Genomic DNA, 575 nt, shown 5'->3' with positions numbered 1-575 from the left:
ATGATCGAACTGGACGTAGCGATGGAAGGCCGTGCGCGCGACCAGCTGTGGGCCGCGCGCAAGGCACTGTCGCCAGCACTGCGGACCGTCGCGCCCGGCAAGATCAATGAAGACGTGGTGGTGCCGGTGTCGCGCATTCCGGAACTGGTAGCCGGCGTACAGGCCTTGGCACGCGACTACGCACTCACCATCGTCACCTTCGGCCATGCCGGCAACGGCAACCTGCACGTCAACATCCTCTATCACCCGGACGATGCCGACGAGAACGCGCGCGCGCATGCCGCACTGCCGAAGATCTTCGAGCTGACGCTGTCGCTGGGCGGAACGCTCTCCGGCGAGCATGGCATTGGATTGGCCAAGCGCGATTTCATGGCGCAGGCGTTCACACCGGCTACGTTGGCGACGATGCGCGCGATCAAGGCCGCGCTGGATCCGGATGGGATTCTCAACCCGGGCAAGGTGCTTCCTCCTGGCTGATATTTCACCCGGGTCCTGCACTAGCGTTGCTCCCCCGGCTGGGTCGGCCATAGTGCTATTGCAAGTTGTTGCAGTGACTTTGGCTGACGGTCGTGGTC

The 575-nt window shown here is 63.7% G+C and carries 1 protein-coding gene; it reads left to right on the top strand.

Features of this window, described 5'->3' with window-relative positions:
• A partial coding sequence (locus DAI20_RS19975) for an FAD-linked oxidase C-terminal domain-containing protein (protein ID WP_497802651.1) occupies positions 1-477 on the top strand: 477 nt, incomplete at its 5' end.
• Positions 478-575 lie beyond the last annotated feature (98 nt).

The organism is Planctomonas deserti (genome assembly GCF_003067705.1).
GTDB lineage: Bacteria > Actinomycetota > Actinomycetes > Actinomycetales > Microbacteriaceae > Planctomonas > Planctomonas deserti.
The sequence above is the reverse complement of the archived record's forward strand: the minus strand, read 5'-3'. Positions and strand labels throughout refer to the sequence as shown.